The sequence below is a fragment of the Aquimarina sp. U1-2 genome (assembly GCF_017897595.1).
Lineage (GTDB): Bacteria > Bacteroidota > Bacteroidia > Flavobacteriales > Flavobacteriaceae > Aquimarina.
The window spans coordinates 293,284-313,510 of record NZ_JAGKIK010000003.1; the positions used below are offsets into that span (position 1 = coordinate 293,284).

Genomic DNA, 20,227 nt, shown 5'->3' on the forward strand with positions numbered 1-20,227 from the left:
TTAGCGCTTTTTTTAATAATCAATTTTTATTGATACCATATGTAGCTATTCAAAATCAAAGATTATATTTCTGATTAAGATTAGATAGTTTTTAGTTTATCTAGTGTTCATACATTCTTAAAGTTGCCTACTCTTTATAGAAGAAATATTCTACTTTTTCAAATGTTAATTTTGACAAAATTGGTATATTTAATGTTCAATTTTAACAACAACTTTTATTCGGCACATTTAATTTCATTTTTCAGGATAATTTGAAAGTGCTTTAATGTATTTTGAGAACTTTTGAATTAGAAGAAATAAAGTCCATCCTTGAGCACGCGCCTAGCGTTAAGATTCTGAAATCCCGCAATCGGGAATTGATTCTACTTTTTCTTTTATCTGCTTTCCCAGACACCAGTAAAAGCCATTCTTACGATTTTATTCATACCAAACTCGCTGACCACCTTGAAAGCATTCAGTTAGAGGAAGATGAGGAAAACGACCTTCAATTTGCAGATACGTATGAGGTAAAAGCCAAAAAACTCATTAAACGATGGACACAATTGGGTTTCTTGACCAGTTTTAGAAATAAAAGTGGTACAACACATTATCAGCTTACCAATCACACCACTAAAACCCTTATTTGGTTAGAAAGTCTTAAGAAAAAAGAGTTTGTTGGAACAGAGTCAAAATTCAAGGAAGTCTTTAATCAACTCAAGGAACTTGTTGAGTGGACCAATGACGATGTTGAAAAGCGTATCGAAATCCTTGAAGAGAAAAAGCGTGAACTTGAGAATGAAATCAACGAGTTAAAAATTAGCGGTAAGGTAGATACGTATCAGGAATATGAAATTATTCCAAGGTTTCAGAATATCAATGATACTGCAAAAGAATTACTTTCAGATTTCAAAGAAGTTGAAATCAACTTCAAGGAAATTTCCAAAGAAATTTATCTTAAACATACTGATTCAGACCTGTCCAAAAAAGAGGTGCTGTCATTTACATTTGATGCCATTGACAAGCTCAAAAAAAGCCATCAGGGAAAAAGTTTCTATGCGTTTTGGCAATTCCTCATAGACAGAGGTCTTAAAATCGAATGGAACAGTTTAATAGATGAATTATTAAGCAAACTAAAGGAAAAGGAAATCGAGGTCGATGATGACTTTCTCATAGGTATAAAAAACAATCTTTTTGAGACTGGCCAGCACGTTTATAGGGCAAATGATAAAATGGCTGAAAAAATCAGTCAAATCATTAGGGAGAGCGACTCTTTACAAAGAGAAAGCCTCAAAAGACTTTTGGCAGAAATAAAGAACCTGTTAATACAAACCAGTAGGGTTTCAAAATCACCAGATATATCCGTAGAACTGGAAAATGAACCGGAAATCAATCTGGATTTTGATAAGAAGCTCACGCTAGAAAAGAAGAAAGATAGAACCTACAACCAACGACCGCAGGTCGTCCCGAAAGACATTGAACAATCTTCGCAGTTTGAGAAAATAACTTCAAAAAGAAAAATTAGTAAAAAGGTCTTGAATGCGAATATCCTTCGAACCCTTGAAGAAAAAGGACAGGCATCTTTGGCCGAAATTATTGAAGACAATGGCGGCGTTACCCAAGGACTGCCAGAGGTGTTTGGATATTTCAGTATTCTGAAAAACTTCAAGCATACTTTCAATAGCGATAAAGAAACTCAAATCCTGTTCGATGGAACAGCGAATAAAATGATAAGAATTCCAGAAATAATAATCACAAAATGAACAGTTTGAGTTCCAATTTAAAAGAATATTCATTGGCAATTGTACGATTGCTCAAGGGCACGGTAAATAGTGACGACAAGGTTTGGGACGACGTGCTGTTGTATAGAAAACCCATTCAAGAATATGTTAATGTAATAGGGTTAGAGCTCATCATCAAGGAAAATGATGGCTATGCTTTTTTAAAACAATTTCCCATTGATGATGATGACAATACCATAGGATTGGTCTCAAGAAAACAAGTAGGTTTTGAAACCTCTGTACTCTTGGTGGTATTACGACAGATTTTGGAAGATTTTGAAACAAACCCATTGGATTTCACCGGGTCGGAAAAATTTATTGATAATGAGGAATTAATTAACCAGATAGAACTTTTTCTTCCCGAAAAATATGATAAGGTTGGCTATTTAAAGAAGCTTGAAGATTACATCAAACGAATAGAAAAATTGGGTTATATCAAGAGAGTGGATTCCGATGACCTCAATACCCGTTACCGAATACATAAAATCATTAAAGAAAAAGTGAATATAGATGCACTAGAAGAATTTAAAAAAAAATTGAATGAATATGTTGAGTCTATTTAGCACACGGTCAGATACCTCTGGATTTAGGCTCAACTATCTTGAAGTCTATAATTGGGGAACATTTGATGACGAAATCATAAGGATTGAACCCAAAGGGAACAATTCTTTGCTTACGGGTGCCAACGGTTCCGGCAAGACAACTTTTATAGATGCATTATTAACCCTTTTGGTACCGCAGAAAAAGGATAGGTTTTACAATCAGTCATCTGGCTCAGAGAAGAAAGGCGACCGAACCGAGGAAAGCTATGTATTGGGTGCCTATGGGACAATACTGAAAAAAGGTGCTAGTAGCGCAGTAGCCCAACGGCTTCGTAATAAAGATAGCTATTCTATATTATTGGCTTCCTTTGGGAACGAAGACCAAAAAACCGTCACTCTTTTTCAGCTAAGGTGGTTCTCAGGCAACGAGATGAGACGTAGTTATGGTATAGCCCACATACCCTTAACCATTGAGAATCACTTTCCGCAATTTGATGACAAAAACCTTTGGAAACATCGATTAGAGCTAGAGTTCAATAGTAATATCCAAAAAAATAAGGTTGAGTTTTTTGACGATTATCCCACTCGTTATGCAAAGCGTTTGGTAGCTGTATTAGGGATGAAATCAGTAAAGGCTCTGAAGCTCTTTAACCAAACTGTCGGCATAAAGGTTTTAGAGGATTTGGATGGCTTTATCAGGATTAATATGCTTGAAGATAAAAAGCCCGAAGCAACTTACATTGAGCTTAGAAATAGTTTCGTAACACTTAGTAGTGCCAAAAACAAAATCGATAAAACGCAAGAGCAACTCAAACAGTTAGAACCCATTAATAATCTAGCTGGAAAACTTAAAGATAAAACCAACCGAAAGGAAAAACTAATTCATTCCAGAGACCTTGCAGTACTATGGTTTTCCAAAAAAGGGAAAGAGCTTTTTGATTCCGAGAAAGGGAATTTGGAAGACGAAAAAGAAAAAGTTGAGACTCAATTAAAAGAACTTGATGACCAGGAAGAAACGCTTCGTGAAGACTTGAACGAGATAAACAGTCAAATCAAAAATGATGAGATAAGCGCTCAAATCGACAAGCTTACCAAGAATGTAAAAGAATTGGAAGTCAAAAAGTCACAACGGCAAACCAAGCTGGATTCATACAATACTTTTGCGAGAAAATTAACTCTTGAGGAAAATCCGAATGTAGGAGCTTTTGATGAAAACAAGGATATAGCCGTTAAAAGAGCTGAAGAAACAGATGATGAGCGAACTCAAAAAATCGAAGGAAAAACAGCTGTTGAAATTGACATAGCAGAAAACGAAAAGTCAATTAATGACATTGTTGAAACGATAGAAACGCTTCGGAAAAACGATAACAATATTTCTGGCCGTGTGGCTTCCATTAGAGAAGACATCTTAACTGTAACCGGAGCTTCAAAAAAGGAAATCCCTTTTGTTGGTGAACTCATCAAGGTAAAAGACGAACAGTTAAAATGGCAACCTTCTATTGAAAAGGTACTACATTCATTTGCCCTTCGATTGATTGTTCCTGAGAAATATTACAAAAAAGTAAATACCTATGTAAACGACACCAACTTAAGAGGTAAGATTACGTACCTGCGCCATACCGATTCATTATTTAGCGGTTTCACTACATCATCCCAGGATGAAGACAAACTGATTAGTAAGTTGGAATTTAAGAAAGATTCACCCTATGCGGACTTCATCGAAGACAATATAGTCTCACGTTACAATTACCTGTGCGTTGAGGACTTGAACGCTTTCGCGAAAGCTGAAAAAGCAATCACCATCAATGGGCTTATCAAAAGAGGGAAGGGAAACCACGAGAAAGATGACAGGGCTAAGATTAATTCTAGAAATAACTATGTGTTGGGATGGGATAACAAGACCAAGATAAATGCACTAAAGGATAACTATACCGAACTTCGGAAAAATGGCGACAAACTTTTAGAAGACAAGAAACAGCTAGATGCTACTATAAAGACACTAGCAGATTTAAATAAAAATTACAATGCATTTTTAGCGAGTTTTGAGGATTACGACCTTATAAATTGGAAAAAGTATGCGCTGGACATACAAGAGTTGAACGACACAATCAAAGAACTGGAAGAAGGAAACGATACAGCCAAAACCTTAAGAAAGCAAAAGAAAAGTCTGGAAGACAAGATTGCAGAAAATAAAGCGGAAAAGAAGCCCAAATCAGAAAGGGTATTCAATATCAACAGGATATTAAGCGAAATCCAAGGAGAACTTAAAATCTTCGAATCCCATCTCAAAATACTATCTGAAAACAGTATTGACATTTCAGATTTTGATGCCGGAAATCCAATATTGAGCAATTTATCCTATCAGAATTTCAAGCAGGTGAGGTCAACATTTCAAGAGGATAACCAGAACGATTTAAAGAAGGTTGAAGAATCAATTTATAAGACCAGAGACAAGCTTACACCAAGAATATCAAAATTCAAGAACCCAGATAGGAATACCCTTGAGCGATTTCCTGATTGGGGCTCAGATGTTAGCGAACTTACTAGCAATCTTGACCACCTTTATCAATATCAAGACTTTTACAAAAAGCTCAAGGATGATGATTTGCCAAGCTTTCAAACCAAGTTCAATACTTATTTAGAAGACACCATCATCGATAAGGTAGGTGCTTTTAATTTCTTTTTTGAAAAATGGATTGAAGAAATCAAAAAAACCATTAAAACTCTCAATGCGTCTTTACAGGCTATAGATTTTGAAGTTGCACCTAGAAACACATACATTCAACTGTCAGAGAGAATGGCTCTATCCGAGCAGGCTGAGGACTTTAGAAAATTGCTTCACGAAGCCTTACCTGACGTAACACAAATAACGAGTACCGAATCAAAAAGAATTCATTTTGAAAACTACATAGCACCTTTAATCGAACAATTAGAGGATGAAAAGTGGCGTAAACAAGCCCTTGATGTGAGATATTGGTTTCAATATCGAGCAGAAGAATTTGTTAGAGAAGATGACCATAAAATTGCCACGTTTGAAAGTATGAGCCATAGGTCTGGTGGTCAAAAAGCCCAACTTACCTATACCATCTTGGGTGCGGCGATTGCCTATCAATTCAATCTGACTTCACAGGGGTTGGAATCCAATTCATTTAGGTTTGTAGCCATTGATGAGGCATTTAAGGCGCAGGACCAAGACAAATCAGAATATTTGTTGAAGTTATGCGAACAACTTCACTTACAGGTGTTGGTGGTGACACCTAGTGATAATGTTGAAATAGTTGAACCCTACATTTCCTTTGTGCATTTTACTGAAATCGAAAATGGCAAAAAGAGTTCGTTGTACGATATGCCTATCGAGCAGTTTCAAAAGGAAAGCAAAAAATATGTGATGGCCAATTGATATCATCTTCAGAAATAAAGAAAAAAGCACTTAGAGCATACGCTTCATTTTTGTCCTCTCTAGTCAATCAAGAAGACCTTTTTCCTATGGAAATTAAAGGAAATAAATCACCAGGAAAGTCACTTGAGGTTTACAGGAAGGGAATGGATGATTTGTTGAGCTCCTCAAACAGTAATGGCAAATACAGCTATACCGTCGATTGTGTAAAAACCAAAACCCGTTTTATAGGTTCACAGAGTTTACCTAAACGAATTTACTTTGAGAATCAGCTTCACTACGTTGGCTACCTAAATAAGATTAATGAAGTCAATGCCTTCAAAAAATTAAAAGATGAGACGTTAAGACTTTTCCCAGAGCTCAAAAATTGGCTTGCTTCAAATCCTATGAAATTGGTTGCCAATATGGAACATTGGCAAGATATTCTGAAGGTAGTGAGCTATTTTAAATCCAATCCCAAACCAGACCTATACATTAGGGAACTTCCTATAAAAGTTCACACCAAATTCATTGAACAGAACAAATCACTACTTCGAGAATTGTTGGACATAATACTTGCCCAATCTCGAAATGCAGATGAACACAGTCACTTTGAGACAAGATTCCACCTAAAATACAGCCAACCTTTGGTGCGTTTCCGCTTGCTTGATAGCCAAGTAGCACAGCAGTATTTTTCAGGGTTGGAAGATATTTCGGTAAAGCTAAGTGATTTTTCAAGAATTGAGTTACCAATAAAGAGGGTTTTAATTGTAGAAAACCTTATGAATTTACTAACCCTTCCCAAAATGAAAAATACGCTATCAATTTTTGGAAAAGGCTTTAAAGTGCTATCGTTAAAGGATGTCGAGTGGTTGAAGAACTGCCAAATCTGGTATTGGGGTGATTTGGATGCCCAAGGTTTTGAAATTCTTTCCGGCTTTAGAGGACATTATCCTCAAACAAAAAGCTTGATGATGGATAAAACCACATTTGATAAATATTATGAAGATGACTTAGAGACTAAATCCAAAGTCGCTTCTCTTCCAAATCTGACTGAAGCCGAAAACCAAATGCACCAAATGTTATTTAATAACAAGTGGCGATTGGAACAAGAGAAAATCCCAATGGACTATACCCTTTTACATCTGAATATACTAACCGAACAATCCTAAAAACAAATGTACATATCCAATGTTTCTATAGTCAATTACAAGAGTTTCAAGAATGCCAAATTTTCGTTCAAGGAAGGCATCAATACAATCATAGGCGAAAATGGGTCTGGAAAAACAAATCTGTTTCGAGCCATACGCTTGCTTTTGGATGATAACTTATTAAGAATGGCATATAAATTAAATAAGGATGATTTCAATAGGCATTTAGGGCCTTGGCAGGGGCATTGGATAATCATCAGCATTGAGTTTAGTGACCTATCGCCCGATGAGGAAATTCAGGCATTGTTCGTACACGGAACAGGTGATGTGACAGAAGAACCTCTAACCAAGGCAACCTATACCCTTTTATTTAGACCAAAGCCAGATATTCGAATAAGACTTTCAGAGTTAGCTGAGGGTGATACAGCTGGTTTAGAGGCAATCCTAGATGAGTTATCCATAGATGATTATGAAACAAAATTTACGGGAAAGAGTACTGTGGACTTTAATGACGAGAATGTCTACAAGGATATTGTGGGTGATTTTGAAAGTGTAAAGTTTAGTTATCTAGATGATGCTTCTAAAATAGGTATTTTGATTCCACATCAACTATCCATTTCTAGAGAAGTATCGTTTACTTTTATTAAAGCCCTTAGGGACGTAGTTTCAGATTTTCATAACAACAGAACTAACCCACTTTTGACGTTATTGAAAGCCAAAAGTGAGGATATTGATGAGGATGAATATGCAAATATCTCAGAACAGGTTTCAACTCTTAATGAATCCATTGAGCAATTACAAGATGTATTGGATATTACAGATAATATTTCTCAAACAATTAAAGAAACTGTTGGAGAAACGTACTCACCTTCATCACTAAGTATCAAATCAAGTTTATCTGACGAAGCAAATAAACTTCTTCAATCTTTAAAATTATTTATCGGTGAACCTGGTGAAGATTACGAAGGTGGTATTCACGAATTGAGTCTGGGTGGTGCCAATCTGATTTATTTAACCCTGAAGTTGTTGGAGTTTAAGTATCAAAAAGCAAATGAAACTTTCGCTAATTTCTTGCTTATAGAAGAACCTGAGGCACATATTCATACGCACATTCAAAAAACTCTATTTGACAAACTTGACTATGGTGACACACAAATAATATACTCTACGCATTCAACCCAAATTTCAGAGGTAAGCAATCTATCAAATATTAATGTATTAAGTAAAAAGGCCAACTATGCCGTAGCATATCAACCTGCAAATGGTTTGGATGAACTAAGGATAACAAAGCTAGAGCGTTATTTAGATGCTATTAGAACAAATCTACTTTTCGCCAAGGGAGTGATACTGGTTGAGGGGGATGCAGAAGAAATTCTAATTCCCACTCTGATTAAAAAAGTTCTGGGTTTTAGTTTGGACGAAATAGGGGTAAGTATCATCAATATTAGAAGTACAGGTTTTACAAATATTGCTGATATTTTTCACGATGACAGAATCCAACGGAATTGTGCTATACTAACAGATTTAGACACTTCTATTACAGAGGTGGCCATTCAGGATGAAGATTCTGAAGAAGTCAAAAAGTATAAAACTAAATGTTATAACTCACAAAGAAAAGGTCTCGAAAGGCAAGCTAGCATTACAGACTATATTAATGATAATAATTGGCTAGAGGCTTTTTACGCCCATCATACCTTCGAGGTTGATTTCCTTATGGCTAATAATGCTCAGATAGTTGTTGATATAGTAGACCAAGTATATACAGACCCAGACACAATTGCTTTAGCAGAAACTGAATTAGTATCTAATGACGTTGCCATTGCAGGCAAGAGGATTTTAACAATGGCAAAGCAAGAAGGCAAAGGATGGTTTGCTATTTTGTTAGGAAGCAATATAAATTTTAATACTGCAATCCCTACTTATATTTTACAAGCAGTTCAATTTGCCACACCTAATATAAACAGAGAAGTTATAACTGAAATTTTTAATCATCGTATTAAAGAGAGGTTGTCAAATGGTGATGACTTGGATTTTAATGATTTTAAAATAAATCTTGTGCGTTATAGGAATAGAGAGATTGAGTTGCGAGAAATCATTGATTCTTTTGAAACCTTAGTGTTGGATGATAGAGGTTTGGACTTTTTAAGGCTGTTCTAATATGTTTGTTTGGACCGACAAAGAACTCAATGAAGAACAGAGTGCCGTTGTAAATGACAATGACAACATTTTATTGGTGGCCTGTCCGGGAAGCGGTAAAACACGAACACTTACCTACAAAGTAGCGAATGAATTGTCAAAATTAGATTCCCATAAGAAGTTTGTTATTGCTATTACCTATACAAATCGTGCAGCAAACGAAATAAAGGAACGCATCCAATTATTAGGTGTTCCCACCGACCAATTATGGATAGGAACCATACATTCCTTTTGCAATGAATGGATTCTAAAACCTTACTCTTCACTTTTGGAAAAACTCAAATTCGGATATCGAATTATGGATTCTAACGAGTCTGAGAATCTAATAAATGAAATCTGTAAAGGTTACGATAAACCAAAAATCACGTTTTGGGACTGTAAGCATTATGCCAGCATCGATGGTATCGTTCAAGTGACCAATTCCGGTTATAAATACGATAGTGTTAGTGCAGTATTGCAAGAATATTTTGCATATCTAGACAAGCATAATTTCATTAGTTATGAGCATATGTTACTATATGCACATCAAATTCTTCAAGACAATCCAGTTGTTACAAAGACGCTTTCGAAACTATTCGAAATAATTCTGGTTGATGAATACCAAGACACCAAAGAAATACAGTATCATATTATCTCGAAAATATGGAATTCTGGAAAGGGTATCACAAGAGCATTGATAGTAGGTGACCCAAATCAAACCATTTATGGCGGTCTCGGTGGTTATCCTATCGAAAAAGAAGAACTTGAAGCACTTTCTGGTCTTAATTTTAAGAGATTAGAACTTGAACAAAACTATCGGAGTTCCTTATCCATTGTCAATTACTTCGATAGATATAAGACCATAGAAAATAATGTTGTGGCTTTTGGAAAAGAAAAAGACTATGGTAGTATCATCTCATATAACAATGAAGTTCACGTTGACAATTTGGTAAACGAAATGTCTAGATTACTCAGGTATAATGTCGAAGAGTTAGGTATTGACCCAAATGAAATCTGTATTCTTGGACCTCAATGGGTTCATTTAGCTCCAATATCAAGAAGCCTGATGATAGAAATGCCAGAGTATAATTTTAATGGACCGGGAATGGCACCTTTTTCAAGAGATTTAGATAATTTTTGGTACAAGCTGTCTCGAATTGTCCTAACGGAAGCATCTCCAAGAATGTATTTGAGACGATTGAGGTGGGCAAATGAAGTCCTCAGAGACTTGGAAGATTCAGGATATAATGTTGATGGAATTAATCACAAATCAATTTTGAGAGTCTGTAATGGGATTACTATTACGGAAACTCACGGCATAACATATCTGCAATTATTCTTTGAAATATTTCTTGAAGAATTGGGGGTTGACATAAACACAAATATTTCATTAACAGAGAGCTTCAATTCTTTTTTTGATAGTTCAAGAAAACGTATCGAGAGAATTAAGAAAGACGGGAACGATTTCATTGAACATATAGACAGTTTTAAAAAAGTATTTCAACAAAAAGATGGTACTACCATTTCCACAATTCACGGCGTAAAGGGCGCAGAATTCGATACGGTTATAGCCTTTGGTTTACTTGAGGGATATGTTCCGCACTCAAATGATGAAAACGGAACCGAAACGGCCAATAGACTACTTTATGTTATTGGGTCTAGAGCTCGTAAAAATCTTCATTTGATTTCTGAAAAAGGGAGAAAGAATTGGAAAAAAGAAACTTTATATCCTACCGATGTACTTGCCCAAATATCCCATATATATGATACTGTTTAGTTACTGAATTATTTTGTTAGAATGAAAATTTGAATTGTTGATAAGTACGATTTGAGAAATGGGTTCATCAAATTATTAAAACATAACCCATTCAGCACATTCCCCTGCATTCCGTTTCTCTTCATTCCGGGAAAAGAGCTTCACTACAAATATCTTGGACACAATCTCCAATTTTAGCTTTCCATTCCGCTAACCCTTCCCGCTTGGGCTGGGAAGGAACGCTACATTCCAGAGCCAAAATTGTGGATTAAGTCCGCCTTTTCAGCGGAAAGCCATCGCCTCGGTTTTCTTAACGGTATTTTCGGCAAGGACTTCTTGAGTCCTTACTCGAAAATCCCTAAAAACCAAACCGCTGTCTTACACATTTTAAGGGGTTTATAATGGCTGAAGCCTTCTCTGTTTTTCGGGTCGTCGAAAAACAGGACGTGCATAACCAATTCTAAATTAAACCCAGCTACTCACTTCGCTTAACGGCCTGTACGCTCAGGTCCTAACTGGTTTTAAAAGAATTGCTAATGCCCTTATGGAACTTGTCAAGACCAAGACAAGTTTCTGTGAAAAATAAGGTATCTACTTCCTTGAATCCCGCAAAAAGGCGGGATTACTACGTCGCAAACACACCTGATTTTCCCTAGAAAGTCTTGACAAAACCCACTTCACCCATTGGTGCCTTGCACGGAAGAAATCAAACAAACACCCCTTAAAATTTAATGTTGATTGAATGGAAAGGGAATTATTAATCTTTAAATTTTGAGTTATGAGTACAATTAAGAACCACGTGCAATTAATGGGAAATGTTGGTCAAGAGCCAACCATTACGAACCTAGAAAGCGGAAAAAAAGTAGCCCGTTTTTCCTTAGCTACCAATGAGAATTACAAGGACAGTAAAGGCGAAAAACAAACAGACACCAACTGGCATACCATTGTTGCCTGGGGAAAGACCGCCGAAATTGTTGAGAAGTATGTCATTAAAGGAAAAGAAATAGGCGTAGTAGGCAAACTGAAATCAAGAACCTATACTGCTAGTGATGGCACTCAACGCTATGTTACCGAAGTTGTCGCAGATGAAATCCTATTAATGGGTTCAAAGGACGATAAGTAATTAAAACAAAGAGGGCGTACCCGTCAAAAAGATGCGCCCTCTTTTTCATTATTCACTATTTAATAAGAATAACAATGAAAGAACAAGTTAACGAAATAACAGAACGTCTGCAACAATTTAAGCCCTCTACGAAACTATATAAAGTTCCGTTTTTGGGTTCTTTTATGACCGAGGGAATACGGTTTTTAGCCACTAAAGAAGAGTATTATGAAATCTTTATGGATATGAGTATTGTCGCAAGAAAATGGACGAAAGTTTATCAGCCTGTTTCCATTGACTTCAAAAGGTTATCAGACAATGAACAAGATTTTACAGGTCACGAAGTCGAGGTTATTTATAGAGATGGCAACCACAGCTTTTTGGAAAAGCACGGCTATCGTGAAACCGATTTTCCACTCGATGAATTGCGATTGTTCTTCGTGAATGATACGCTGATGTTACCAAGTGAATACTAAAATCGGAAAGTTATGATTTATCTAAATTTTACCGATTTGAGCGAGGAAACACAAGAGCGATTAATTGCCAATTCCAAGGAAGATGTCAAGAAAAAATATGGTAAGGATTTGATGGACTATGCCACCAAGCACCACACCAATTTGGACCAAATGCTTGACGAGGAAGCGTTACGGAATTTATATTCCTATACCTATATATTTAATATATGATTGATAATTTTGAAAGAAATGCACCTCTGAAATTTAAGGGGTATTTTCATTTTAAGGACATTCTTAATCACGAAAAAATTGTATCTTTATTTCGCTGAAATACAGCACATAATTTAATGTAGGGTTATCCACTTTTTGACTTTCGCCGATAACCGTACCCATCGAAAATTAACATATCGGAAATTTCATTTCCTCGAAAATGGCAATCAGCTTTTTAGCTGGATTGTATGGATTTTCGTCCCGCGAGCGGGACGAAAAGGAATAGCAAGAGGGTAACACGCTTCGCGATGTTACGGATTCCTTTTCGTTTTCAAATCATTGAAAATCAGTTGTTTAAAATTGTTTTAATCTTTTGATTTTCAGCAATTTGCGACAAATGTCCTCAAAACGTCCATTTTTCGGGAAGGATTTGCGACAAATCGGCGAAATATGGACACATTTATCGGCATAAGGTTCAAGAAGGAAACGGCAAAACGTTTTCAGGAATTCTCACGTACACACTTCAAGACCCACACCGAGGCGATGGAAGCCATCCTTGATTTTTTCTTCTACAACGAGATTTCACCAAAGGAAAATTTAGGACCTACGGGACGCACCATTGAAGCCAAATTATTAAAGCGCATCAATGCCGTCATTGCCATAATGCGTGACGTGGAAAAGACACAAACCAAACCCACAGTCGCAATGTTGCAATCTCTTTTTGAGATGGATGAACCCAAAAAGAAGCCCTTGATTCTGGAAAAGAAATTTATAGAAGAAAAGAAAGAAGTCCGCTTTCGCGAAAAGCAAAACAACCCCAACGAACTTTAAAAACTTAGGCTATGTATATCAACATCACCGCACAAAAATTAGGAACGAATTACAGTCAGAGTTCTACAGATTTTGTGGACTATCTCGAAAAGGAAAATGAAGGTCTCGAAAAAGAAGAAATGGAACATTTCTTTAACCAATACGGCGATGAGATTTCAGCTAAAGAAGTGGTCAAAGAGATTGATGGCAACACCGCAAAGCTGAAAAAGAAAGAACCAAAATTCTATTCCATTACGGTCAGTCCTTCAAAGTATGAATTACGAAAACTTGAAAACAGTAGCAAGGATTTAAAACGATATACCCGGGAATTGATGAAAGATTATGCTGCCAGTTTCAATCGGGAAATCAATGGGCGACCAGTTAATGTAGATGACATTAAATACTTCGCCAAAATCGAACATCAACGAACATTCAAAGGCACGGATTTTCAGGTGCGGGAAAACCAACCTTTTGCCACAAAGATTCTTGAGTTAAAACAAGAAGTCCGGAAAATCCAGCAAGGCAAGTCAACGGGCAATATCGATAGGTTGAAACTCAAAATCGCCAAACTGGAACGTGAAGCACCGCACCAACAAAACGGTAAGCGTATTGTCCAGGGAATGAAAAAGTCAGGCGACCAAAGCCATATTCATATCATAGTCAGCCGAAAGGATGCATCCAATTCGTTCAGTCTTTCCCCAGGAAGCAAGCACAAAGCTTCTGAGGTCGAGATGCACGGAAAAAAAGTAAAACGAGGATTTGACCGTGACCAATTTTTTGAACGTGCCGAAAAGACCTTTGATAACACTTTCGGCTACAAACGTAACTATGCGGAAACTTACAAAGCGAAGAAAGATTTTGTAAAGAACCCGAAACTTTACTTTGCAGCTTTGATGAAATTGCCAGCCAATGAAAAGGCTTTGGCTTTTAAGATGATTGGTAAATCGGGCGTGCCATTGATGCCTAACATCCCAACAAGTAAAGTACAACTGGCACTCAAAGTTATTAAACAGTTGCGAAAAGGCGTTGAAGTCGCAGTCAAATCAAGCTCTATTGGGATATGAATTGGTCATTGGTAGAAATAGTCATTTATATTGTAGTGCCAATCCTGTCGATGGCTATACTTTTTTATGCGCTTTACGATAGTGAACCAACAGGTAAAACGGATAGGAAATATCAGGTGAAGTTTCCGACGAAATCAGGAACATTCAAAATAGACAACGTTAAACGTGGTGCATCTATTATCGGATCCGCAGGAAGTGGGAAGACCGAAAGTGTGGTCTATGGATTTTTAAAACACTTTCGTGAAAACGGATTCTGCGGAATCATACACGACTACAAGGATTTTGAGTTGACCGAAATGTCATATCCACTTTTTCTGGATAGTAAAATTTCAATGAAAGTCATTTCATTTGATAGGATTATCCATCGGGTGAACCCCATTGCCCCAAAGTATTTAGAGAATGAGGAAAGCGTAAACGAAGTTTCCAGAGTTTTGATTGAAAACCTTTTGGAACAACGAGAATCAGGAACAACAGGAACGACCAAATTCTTTAACGATGCTGCTGAAGGTTTGGTTGGTGGACTGATTTGGAAGTTGAAATCTGACTATCCACAATTCTGCACCTTGCCACATTTGATAGCCATTTATCAAATGCTCGATACGGATAGCCTGCTCCAGTTTTTGGAAACCAATACCACATCGAGGGCAATGGCGGATGCCTTTATCAGTGGCAAAGATTCTGACAGGCAGACAGCTGGGGTTAAAAGCACCCTGGCCAATGCGCTAAAACGTATCAGTACCCAACGTATTTTTATGGCGCTCTCTGCAGATGAAGTACCATTGAATATTAATAGTGAAGAAAACCCTGCGGTAATTTCTGTAGTGAACAATCCCAAATTTGAAACTTCTTATTCGCCAGTAATTGCTACCATAATTCACACGATTACCAAACAAATGAGTGTGCGTAATTCCATACCATCATTTCTATTGATGGAAGAAGCACCCACAATTCGCCTACTGAATATGCACCGTATTCCAGCCACACTAAGAAGCTATGACATCACCACTATCTACGTTATGCAGGATAAGATACAGAATGATATGATGTATGGCGACAAGGCAAGTAAAGCCATATTAAGCAACCTTTCCTATCAGTTTTTTGGCAAAGTCAATGACCCGGACACCGCTAAATACTATGAGCGCTTTTTTGAAATCATCAAGAACCCTACTAAGAGTGTAAGTAAGGCCGCCAATATCTTTAAAACAGATACCCGAATTACCAAAGGCGAAAGAGAGGTTTCCAAAAGAAGAGCGGATATTTTCTTTAGACTAAAACAGGGTGAGTTTGTCACCTTTGCTGATGGGAAGGACAAGAAAGTAAAGTTTAAGTTATCTAAAATTCAAAGACAGCTTCCACAGGAAACCAAGCAATATTCGGAAGCAGATTTAAGAGTAAACTTCGAAAGGATTTATGATGAGGCCAGGTCGATATTTAAATAAATTGAAGATGGTTAAATGGTGGCGTAATTGGTGGTCAAATCCATCTGCATCTCATTACGGAATGGATAGTGGTTTGTAAGAGAGCTTTCCTATCGAAACAGGTGCAGTAACCTGAAAAACTTTAACGTGTGTGTAATTTTCTTTTACAGCAAGTAAAACTTTGTCGATAAAATCTGATTTGGCATCGTGTCCAATTAATACATTCAACAAAGAAGAAGTTTTGAATTTAACCCGGCCAGTTTTTTCTTTCAAAAGTCGTAACTCTTTCTCGTAAGACCACTTTTTTGTTTTCTTGTAAAACAAATCGACAATATGGTTGGGTTCCGAGATTGGATTGTATTCGCGTTCCTTTATGTCGGAAACATAATGCACAGGCAAGATATTATGGAAGAATGTAGGGTCAACACTACTATCAAAATGAAGACAAACACCTTTGTTGTTTGCAGCATAGATTTCCCAAAGTTCTTCATTCATAGGGTACATAGTAAAACAGGCAATACCAAAACTGGATACAAAGGGTTTGATTTTTGTGGCTGCAAATTCCTGAAGACTTTCCTCGGTCATATTTTCATCAAAATATCTTTTTGTTCTTGGGTCCAAAATGTGTTCTGCTATTGTATCATATAGTAGCTTCATTTCGTCTGGATTGGTTGAGAGCTTTACGAATTCTGGATTGGAATCCATTTCGTCATTCAAAGAATCCCTATCAGAAAACCAAATATAATTTTCTTCAATCTCGCTTATAGTGTATTCATTAGGTGGTCGGAATCTAAATACATTGGGTATGCCCATCGGTATAGACAAAGGATGGTCTTGATTAAAAATGCTATACATTGACTTGAATTATAATAATTGTTGCATATTATCAACAAAAATAGTATTTTTGTGGTAAATATTCAACAAAATGAATCCTAAGAAAGCTATTCTATTGCCAAAATACCAAAAGATTTTTGAGCAATTGGGCGAAAATATTAAGCTTGCGCGAAAGCGCAGAAAGCTCACGACAGAACAGGTTTCCGAGCGTGCGGGCATCAACCGCACCACACTTTACAGAATCGAAAAGGGCGACCCAGCAGTTGCCATAGGCTCTTATTTTAATGTGTTTCGAGTATTGAGTTTAGAGGATGATTTTAAAAAACTTGCCGTGGACGATGAGTTCGGCAGAAAATTGCAAGACCTTGATTTATTATAAGTGAAATGGGTACAGATAAATTTGACATATACGTGTATGCCGATTGGGTAGGTCTAAAAGAACCGACGCTTATCGGAACGCTATCGGCTCATTTTGCCAAAGGAAAAAAAGCCTTCAGTTTTGAATATGAAAAGGATTGGCTAAAGACCGATGCCCAGCGATTGCTTGACCCTGACATTGAGTTTTATTCAGGTCCACAATATCCGGCCAACAAAGAGAACTTTGGAATCTTCTTGGATAGTATGCCCGATACCTGGGGAAAGACCCTGATGAAACGAAGAGCTGCCCAAGAAGCCAGAGCCAATAATGAAAAGCCAAAACCACTCTATGAAATAGATTACCTGCTTGGGGTCTATGACGAAACCCGAATGGGTGCCTTACGGTATAAGACTGAACTGGATGGGCCTTTTTTGGATAACAATGCACAAAACCCAACACCACCTTGGTCATCTTTAGGCGATTTGCAAGAGGCTGCCAAACAACTGGAAAATGATGAGCAGAGTGATGAAATATTGAAATGGTTAGCCGTTTTGATAGCACCAGGTTCTTCTTTGGGTGGCGCACGACCCAAAGCTAATATTTTTGACACCCAAAAACATTTATGGATTGCCAAATTTCCATCAAAGACAGATACCGTGGATAAGGCACTATGGGAATATTTGGCCTATCAATTAGCCATCGCTGCAGGAATCGAAATGGCAGAGTCCAATGTAAAAAAAATCAGCGGCCAGCACCATACCTTTTTGACCAAACGCTTTGACAGAAAAGAGGGAAAACGCATCCACTTTGCCTCGGCGATGACAATGACCGGCAATACAGAAGAAACCATTAAGGATGCGTCACCAAACTATCTTGATATCGTGGACTTTATAGAAAGCTATGGTGTAGATGTAGAAGCCAATTTGCATCAGCTCTGGCGACGTATTGTTTTCAATATCGCCATCTCAAATACGGACGACCATTTACGAAACCACGGTTTTATATTGACCGATAAAGGTTGGGTGTTGTCACCTGCCTACGATTTAAATCCATCAATTGAAAAAGATGGACTTTCATTGAATATTGATATGGATGATAATGCTCTGGACTTTGATTTGGCAAAAAGCGTGGGCGAATATTTTCGTTTGAGTGAAAGTGAAATGGAAACCATTTTGTCTGAAGTATTCGCTGTGGTTAAAGATTGGAATTCTGTGGCCGAAGCAATTGGAATCAAAAATTCGGAGATGGAATTGATGGCTGGAGCTTTTAGGTGGGAATAATGATATAAGAATTAATGGGTTTAATATCGATAGAAAACAATAATCAAGGTTATTACGGGCTGGTTCGGAAAACAGACCTGTTGCTACGAGCAGAATTCCCATATTTGGAAACCACGATTTACCAAAAGGAAAATGAGGATTTCGTCATTCATTTAAAAAACAGAAAAGTGGATTTTCAAGCCGTTGAGCACGAGTTTGAAAAATCCATACGACCCATTTTTGTACCCCTAAAGTTATCCCTTAAAAAACCCGGGGGGAAATCAAAAATCATAGCCCAACTTCAGGACAAGGATATTCCTAAAGGACTACAAGGTGTGTTGATGCCCAAATCTAAATGGGCGGATATGTTGATGTCCAAATTCCCTAATATCAACTTCTATAAAATTTCCGATGAAGCCGGCATCGTTCATATCCATATTGCCAATTATTGGATTGAAGATAAAAATGGCAAGAAATACCAATTTCTTAACAGATTTCAGGAAGGCAAGCTCGTGGATTTTTTAAAAAAGCACCAAAGCGGTGTGGAATTTAGGATACATATTGACGAGCTTGAAGAGCCACCACCTCAAAAGCACGGTTTTTCAAAAGATGATACATCTGCATATTACTGCAATCGTTTGGGACGTAACAAGCCAAAATACATCCAGAGGGATGATTCGATTTGGTACGATAATGTGAATAGAATTTTTGAAGGTACATTCAAGAAAAACAATCTGTTCTTTCTTCTGGAAGATGAGTATGCCTGTTATATTGATTTCAGTATTTACCCAAATGTGGATTTAAGGTATTGCATACTGCTGTACCAGCGCATTTTTCTTACGCCACCCATTACGAAAGATATTGAAGAATGGTTCCCCAAGATTGGTATTAAGAGGGCACATTTTATGGAATTGGTTCGTCGAGAACGTATTACTATTGTTTTGGTTCAAGAAGTATCCTGCTATGATAGAAAATTTCTTGACGAAGTGTACGCAATCAATCGCAATGGATTGGTCACACAAAGAGCAGTAGGTAGTTTACAACAATGCGATATCGTAGAAACTGCTGATAATTACATTTTTGGTGATGGTATATCAGCTAAAGAACTGAAGTTTATTAGTGATATAGTAGCCAAGCAAGGTAAAATGGATGCCTCATTTGTTTTTAAATCGTTGGCTTGGCCCATTTTAGCGAAGCGCAAGAGTTTTGATGTCTTGCAATCCGGTGGCATATTGAGCGCTTCGGTCTATGGTGTTAATAAGATTATATCAAATCCTCCTAATGGAAACCTAAGTGAAAGTGCCGAGTATCTTGTGAATAGATTTTCATATGCAGCACATCTTTCCAATGCGTTCAATGCAACCTATTTCCCTGTAAGAGGTGAAGATGGCTTTACCGATGCAGTGTACACCGAATCAATGGGTACACTATTGAACTTTTACAAAAGCGCGACAATGGCATCTTTTAAAAATTATGTGACAGGTGAGCAACTATTGCTAAAGGGCAGTTCCTTTATTAATCCCATTGAGCTGTTTAAAATGAACGATTACATATCCATTTTAGAGCTTGAAGAGGTGCTGAGCAAGGAAAGTATTTATCCAAATAGTAAGAGACTTATAGAAACGCTGGCAAACCTAAGTCAAGAAGAACAAACAGAGAAGATGCAATTTTACAACCAAGAGGTCAAGAAGTTTCTAAATGCCCAAATCAAGGCAAATGTCATCGTCGACCTAACGGCACAGGCTTTTACGACAGCCTTGGGAATGAGCAGCGGTTTGCCAACAGGTCTAGCAATGTTCATTTTAAAGTTATTAAGCAAAAAGCCATTGCGACGATTAAGTCCCGTACGTGGTCTAATGGAAAAAATCGATTTGGCGATGAACTCGAACGAAGCGGACATAGAAAACATTCACTTTTTATCAAAGATTAATCGTGTGGCAAAATTCAAGGAAATTTAGGA

The 20,227-nt window shown here is 37.2% G+C and carries 16 protein-coding genes; 15 read left to right on the forward strand and 1 reads right to left on the reverse strand.

The genetic code is table 11. The features are described from left to right. Window positions 1-272: 272 nt before the first annotated feature. The 12 genes from J8281_RS06235 to J8281_RS06290 all read left to right on the forward strand — a co-directional run bounded on the left by J8281_RS06235 (window position 273) and on the right by J8281_RS06290 (window position 15,837). Window positions 273-1,739, forward strand: a complete 1,467-nt coding sequence (locus J8281_RS06235; RefSeq protein WP_210196734.1) for a DUF3375 domain-containing protein — start codon at window positions 273-275, stop codon at window positions 1,737-1,739. Further along, the gene (locus J8281_RS06240) at window positions 1,736-2,320 is read left to right on the forward strand and encodes a DUF4194 domain-containing protein (RefSeq protein ID WP_210196735.1); all 585 of its coding nucleotides are present in this window, start codon (window positions 1,736-1,738) and stop codon (window positions 2,318-2,320) included. The genes J8281_RS06235 and J8281_RS06240 overlap by 4 nt, the downstream gene beginning before the upstream one ends. Then, on the forward strand, window positions 2,298-5,699 hold the full coding sequence (locus tag J8281_RS06245) for an ATP-binding protein (protein WP_210196736.1): 3,402 nt from the start codon (window positions 2,298-2,300) through the stop codon (window positions 5,697-5,699). The genes J8281_RS06240 and J8281_RS06245 overlap by 23 nt, the downstream gene beginning before the upstream one ends. Next, window positions 5,696-6,847 carry a Wadjet anti-phage system protein JetD domain-containing protein gene (locus J8281_RS06250; RefSeq protein ID WP_210196737.1) on the forward strand — a complete coding sequence of 384 codons (1,152 nt, stop codon included), beginning with the start codon at window positions 5,696-5,698 and terminating at the stop codon, window positions 6,845-6,847. Before J8281_RS06245 ends, J8281_RS06250 begins: the two co-directional genes overlap by 4 nt. Window positions 6,848-6,853: 6 nt before the next feature. Then, on the forward strand, window positions 6,854-8,983 hold the full coding sequence (locus tag J8281_RS06255) for an ATP-dependent endonuclease (protein ID WP_210196738.1): 2,130 nt from the start codon (window positions 6,854-6,856) through the stop codon (window positions 8,981-8,983). A gap of 1 nt (window position 8,984) precedes the next feature. After that, a complete protein-coding gene (locus J8281_RS06260) occupies window positions 8,985-10,778 on the forward strand; it encodes a UvrD-helicase domain-containing protein (protein ID WP_210196739.1) in 1,794 nt (597 codons plus the stop codon). A 757-nt stretch (window positions 10,779-11,535) separates the two neighbouring features. Then, window positions 11,536-11,880 (forward strand): single-stranded DNA-binding protein, encoded by a 345-nt coding sequence (locus J8281_RS06265; protein ID WP_210196740.1) that lies wholly within the window; start codon window positions 11,536-11,538, stop codon window positions 11,878-11,880. A gap of 74 nt (window positions 11,881-11,954) precedes the next feature. Then, window positions 11,955-12,335 carry a DUF6876 family protein gene (locus tag J8281_RS06270; protein WP_210196741.1) on the forward strand — a complete coding sequence of 127 codons (381 nt, stop codon included), beginning with the start codon at window positions 11,955-11,957 and terminating at the stop codon, window positions 12,333-12,335. 12 nt (window positions 12,336-12,347) lie between these two features. Next, complete coding sequence (locus tag J8281_RS06275) at window positions 12,348-12,545, forward strand: hypothetical protein (protein WP_210196742.1); 198 nt, start codon at window positions 12,348-12,350, stop codon at window positions 12,543-12,545. A gap of 429 nt (window positions 12,546-12,974) precedes the next feature. Beyond that, window positions 12,975-13,355 carry a BfmA/BtgA family mobilization protein gene (locus J8281_RS06280; RefSeq protein ID WP_210196743.1) on the forward strand — a complete coding sequence of 127 codons (381 nt, stop codon included), beginning with the start codon at window positions 12,975-12,977 and terminating at the stop codon, window positions 13,353-13,355. A gap of 11 nt (window positions 13,356-13,366) precedes the next feature. After that, the gene (mobB, locus tag J8281_RS06285) at window positions 13,367-14,398 is read left to right on the forward strand and encodes a MobB family relaxase (RefSeq protein WP_210196744.1); all 1,032 of its coding nucleotides are present in this window, start codon (window positions 13,367-13,369) and stop codon (window positions 14,396-14,398) included. 50 nt (window positions 14,399-14,448) lie between these two features. Then, window positions 14,449-15,837 (forward strand): type IV secretory system conjugative DNA transfer family protein, encoded by a 1,389-nt coding sequence (locus J8281_RS06290; protein ID WP_371812594.1) that lies wholly within the window; start codon window positions 14,449-14,451, stop codon window positions 15,835-15,837. A gap of 54 nt (window positions 15,838-15,891) precedes the next feature. On the opposite strand, the gene J8281_RS06295 is transcribed toward J8281_RS06290, so the two are convergent. After that, complete coding sequence (locus J8281_RS06295; protein WP_210196746.1) at window positions 15,892-16,671, reverse strand: DUF2971 domain-containing protein; 780 nt, start codon at window positions 16,669-16,671, stop codon at window positions 15,892-15,894. A gap of 70 nt (window positions 16,672-16,741) precedes the next feature. Here J8281_RS06295 and J8281_RS06300 point away from each other — a divergent pair, with 70 nt between their 5' ends. From J8281_RS06300 to J8281_RS06310, 3 genes are read left to right on the forward strand one after another with little or no spacing between them, the layout of a single operon-like run. Further along, window positions 16,742-17,029: a helix-turn-helix transcriptional regulator gene (locus J8281_RS06300; protein WP_210196747.1), complete on the forward strand. Its 288-nt coding sequence runs from the start codon at window positions 16,742-16,744 to the stop codon at window positions 17,027-17,029. A 5-nt stretch (window positions 17,030-17,034) separates the two neighbouring features. Next, window positions 17,035-18,288 (forward strand): type II toxin-antitoxin system HipA family toxin, encoded by a 1,254-nt coding sequence (locus tag J8281_RS06305; RefSeq protein WP_210196748.1) that lies wholly within the window; start codon window positions 17,035-17,037, stop codon window positions 18,286-18,288. Between the two features lie 14 nt (window positions 18,289-18,302). After that, window positions 18,303-20,225 (forward strand): hypothetical protein, encoded by a 1,923-nt coding sequence (locus J8281_RS06310; protein ID WP_210196749.1) that lies wholly within the window; start codon window positions 18,303-18,305, stop codon window positions 20,223-20,225. Window positions 20,226-20,227 lie beyond the last annotated feature (2 nt).

What these genes read in the sequence shown, in the direction of transcription:
- J8281_RS06275 (WP_210196742.1), top strand. Translation starts at nt 12,348, where the DNA reads ATGATTTATCTAAATTTTACCGATTTGAGCGAGGAAACACAAGAGCGA.
- J8281_RS06305 (WP_210196748.1), top strand. Translation starts at nt 17,035, where the DNA reads ATGGGTACAGATAAATTTGACATATACGTGTATGCCGATTGGGTAGGT.
- J8281_RS06290 (WP_371812594.1), top strand. Translation starts at nt 14,449, where the DNA reads ATGGCTATACTTTTTTATGCGCTTTACGATAGTGAACCAACAGGTAAA.
- J8281_RS06260 (WP_210196739.1), top strand. Translation starts at nt 8,985, where the DNA reads ATGTTTGTTTGGACCGACAAAGAACTCAATGAAGAACAGAGTGCCGTT.
- J8281_RS06270 (WP_210196741.1), top strand. Translation starts at nt 11,955, where the DNA reads ATGAAAGAACAAGTTAACGAAATAACAGAACGTCTGCAACAATTTAAG.
- J8281_RS06280 (WP_210196743.1), top strand. Translation starts at nt 12,975, where the DNA reads ATGGACACATTTATCGGCATAAGGTTCAAGAAGGAAACGGCAAAACGT.
- J8281_RS06255 (WP_210196738.1), top strand. Translation starts at nt 6,854, where the DNA reads ATGTACATATCCAATGTTTCTATAGTCAATTACAAGAGTTTCAAGAAT.
- J8281_RS06295 (WP_210196746.1), bottom strand. Translation starts at nt 16,671, where the DNA reads ATGTATAGCATTTTTAATCAAGACCATCCTTTGTCTATACCGATGGGC.
- mobB (WP_210196744.1), top strand. Translation starts at nt 13,367, where the DNA reads ATGTATATCAACATCACCGCACAAAAATTAGGAACGAATTACAGTCAG.
- J8281_RS06240 (WP_210196735.1), top strand. Translation starts at nt 1,736, where the DNA reads ATGAACAGTTTGAGTTCCAATTTAAAAGAATATTCATTGGCAATTGTA.
- J8281_RS06310 (WP_210196749.1), top strand. Translation starts at nt 18,303, where the DNA reads ATGGGTTTAATATCGATAGAAAACAATAATCAAGGTTATTACGGGCTG.
- J8281_RS06245 (WP_210196736.1), top strand. Translation starts at nt 2,298, where the DNA reads ATGAATATGTTGAGTCTATTTAGCACACGGTCAGATACCTCTGGATTT.
- J8281_RS06300 (WP_210196747.1), top strand. Translation starts at nt 16,742, where the DNA reads ATGAATCCTAAGAAAGCTATTCTATTGCCAAAATACCAAAAGATTTTT.
- J8281_RS06265 (WP_210196740.1), top strand. Translation starts at nt 11,536, where the DNA reads ATGAGTACAATTAAGAACCACGTGCAATTAATGGGAAATGTTGGTCAA.